The sequence below is a fragment of the Flavobacterium sp. genome (genome assembly GCF_013822155.1).
Classification (GTDB): domain Bacteria; phylum Bacteroidota; class Bacteroidia; order Flavobacteriales; family Flavobacteriaceae; genus Flavobacterium.
Genome location: NZ_PNJW01000108.1, coordinates 1 through 3,541, shown reverse-complemented (window position 1 = coordinate 3,541; position 3,541 = coordinate 1). Strand labels below are relative to the sequence as shown.

The 3,541-nt window shown below is 33.4% G+C and carries 2 protein-coding genes; both read right to left on the bottom strand.

Annotated features, from left to right (window positions below; all coding sequences use genetic code 11):
• The coding region (locus C0512_RS14810) for a hypothetical protein (protein WP_290862943.1) at nt 1-345 on the bottom strand (345 nt) is incomplete at its 3' end.
• 4 nt (nt 346-349) lie between these two features.
• The coding region (locus tag C0512_RS14805) for a hypothetical protein (protein ID WP_290862941.1) at nt 350-3,541 on the bottom strand (3,192 nt) is incomplete at its 5' end.

The following is a 3,541-nucleotide window of genomic DNA, read 5'->3' as shown; positions in this document are numbered from 1 at the left end:
ATATAAAATCATTTTTTCATTAGAGTTTGCTTTTCCAATTACTAATTTGAATAATGATCTATAACCAAACCGACTTTCATTCATATATATATATATGTATGAGCTATCTAAAGAAGGTTGGTTAAATTCTATTTTGTTATAATTTTTGCCTTGATGCATAGTATTGAGAGGAAACTGTACTTCATCAATTGGAGTTAACTCTGAACTGAAATAGTATTCAGAAGGAATAAGCTCTGGATTCTCTGACAGATCACTTTTATTAATAGCAAACTTTATTCGAGGATGTTGGCCATAAATAAAGAAGAAATTAAAAAAGAATATTGTAATAAAATATATTGTCTTCATCATTTTAAAGATTAATTAAAGTATTTTCCAATGCTTGTCTTACTAATGACAACATCAAATCTCTATCTAAACTGGCACTTGGAGCACTATCTAAAAAGCCTACGTGAATATGTCCTGTCTTGAGATTTTGATTATATTTTTGCCTGAGAAAAGCTACTCTATAAAAAATTTCATTAGATAAGTAGTCTCCTCCAGAACCATAAAATGATTTTATTCTATTAGCATCGACACTAGAGGGTGGAGGATAATTTAAAATACTTGGAGTAGGTAATAAAGGGGTTAAATTAAAATTGTTTATTGTATAATTCTTTTGACCTGTTGGGATGTTTCCATTATAGTATTCAAAAAAGGCTCTTTGGTGTAGAAGGACCCTATCTGGAATGTATAGATCATTATATGGTAATTTCGACTCAATAAACTCTAAATTATCCTTATCAGCCTTATTTAAATAAATTGAGCTACCTCCAAGTTCTGCATTATTATCAGTGTGATTGGGATTTCTGTATCGAGCTGAAAATCGATCTATATTAAAATATTTTGCTCCACCGTAGCTAAATGTAATTATTATATCTACAGGTTGATATTTGGGATGGTTTGGATTAATATATGGTTCGAAAAAATTTTCAATCCACCCTTCATTAAATTCATAATATCTAACAGGAAAAATAGCTGAACGCACTATTCCTTGATGGCTGCCATTTATTATTTCTACTCCGTCCATTGCAAGAGCAATATTGCCTGATGAATTAGAATTGTGTCCCTGCCAATCAGCTCCAGCTCCAAAAGGGTCATAACCAGATATAAGAATTCTTTTATGAGTAGAGGGATATGAATTAAAATCTGCTTTAGCTGAACCCTCTATGCCTCTACTGTTTTTTTCAAAAATAGCAGATAAATTTTCGGACAAAGCCATATTATTAATCAATTTAGGATGATTCTTTAAAACTATTTGCATCATTAATCTTGCGATGTAAAGTATCCCATCTTTATTTTGATACACAGTTCCATTTACTCTAATTCTTTGACGAGATAATGTTAAAAGCTCAGTTGCTTTATATTCAATTAACGTTCTAATTTCAGATGCATTATCATTAACGAGATCTAGCTCATTTCGTAATTCTTCAATTAGGTTTTTAATAACTGGGTCTAGACCTAATAAGACTTTATTGTTTAGGTTTCTCTCCCAATTACTCCCATCCTTATTCAACTCTTTGTTTTCTTCAATAGAATACACTGTTAAACCGCTGAAATCGTTATCATTAATAAATAAATTAAGTGCACTATTAGCTTCTTGTTGTGAGATAAATTCACTTTGAGCATATTCTGGCGATGTAAAAATTAAGCCATCACGTGAGTATATTTCTTTAAACACACTGGTTTCTGCATAGTCTCCGTTACTATCCTTACCCGTTATTACCAGATGGTATTTGTAATAAGGTTCATAATCTTCATCACGTAAGCGGTTTCCTTGGGGAATCAACTTTAACATTTGTAAATGATAAGGAGAAAGCTGAGCCGTTGCTGCTGTTTTTAAATCCTCAAACTCTGATTTTTTTAGCCCTAACAAGAGGATAATTTCTTTTTCTTTTGTCTTATCTTTATAAGATAACGTTGCAAGAAAATTGCCTATTGTGGGTTGTAAGCTGGATTTTTGTATTTCAAAATTCTTTGTCTGCTTTTGAATCATTTTGACAAAAGAGTCAGATCCATTGGTTCCTCCTTTGTAGTTAAAGAGGTTTGTTTTTTTCATTCCATATCTTTTATAATAATAAGAAGGAATAGCATAAAAAAGAATATTATCATTGTCGGGTGGCGGTGTTCCGGTAGATAAATCCGTTTCCGATACCATCCCAGTCTGCATTATAGCACCAAAGCCCAGCTGCTTTATCGGGGAGTCTAAAATAATATGAGACCAACCACCAATAACTACAAGATCTGTTATTTTCCTTGAATCTTTTGCGTTTGATGAAAATACGGTGTATAGTTTAATCTTTTTTCCAATTTGAAAAGCCGGAATCCCGCTTAAATCAATATCTTTGGCAATCAATCCCGTATGTCCCCTTTCAATAGTTACAGCAACTTCTATCTCTACTACAATTCTATCCCCAGGATATTTTGTTTGAATACTATCTAATACGGTAATTTCTGTATTTGTTCCTACTACTTCTACTTTTATTACATTGTATTCTCCAACATTTTGCCAATGAGTAGATACGTTCCGAATACGTATTTTATTAGAAATATGCTGGTCAATTACCTGATTAATGGTAATTTTTTTTAATGCAGGGTCAATGGTATCAATATCAAATTCCTCTTTGCCGGAAATAAACCCCTGATTAAAGCCATCAACAAATTTCCTATGATGAGAATCTATCCATTGTGTCCCGTCATCACTGTCCCACGGAATTTGTGTCGTTAAAGGTCCGAAAAGATAATCTGTCCTGTTCCAGTAAGGAAAATCACCTACAATGGGATCATAAAATTGTATTTGTTTAATGTAATCTAACCTTACAATAGTAGCGAGCTGTACAGATTCACTCAGAACATTAGGTACTTTAATGGAAACTGCTTCTGTGAATTCCGGTAATGGTTCAGGGTTTGGTAACAGAACTGTTTCATCAGTGAAGTAAACCCTGCTTGCTGCATCATCACTCAAAGGTGGATCAATTACCAAATTAGGTGTGAGTTCGGTATTCCAAGCGGCAATTAATGGTCTTTCATTATCATTAACCCGTAAGGCTATAAAAAATTCATTTTGCGTACCACTACCTGATGTAATGTCCACTGTGTGTATTGCCCAGCCATCTGTATAATATTCTTCTAGTACAAGGTTACCTGAATCTTGTGCTATCTTCAGTTCCTTGTCGGCATCAGTTCCCGTTCCTACATAATTGTCATAATAGTTATAGGAATAACCATTTTCATTACGGATGTCTAAATATACTTTGTTCTTAGTTTGAAACTTAGTTATTATATTCTGATAGACTTCAACAGTCGTAATTGCGTTAGGCTTATTTACTCCCTGCCTGTATTCTATTCCTCCCTTTATATTGAAGTGTAAGCCATAAAAAGCCGCAGGGTCGGCAAAATGTCTTACTAGATCCTTTTGCCACTTCTTTTGTACAGCATCCGTAATCCCGCTTACATCTATTTGGTACTTCGGTCTTTTGGCTATCTCGACTGTTGGAAATAACTC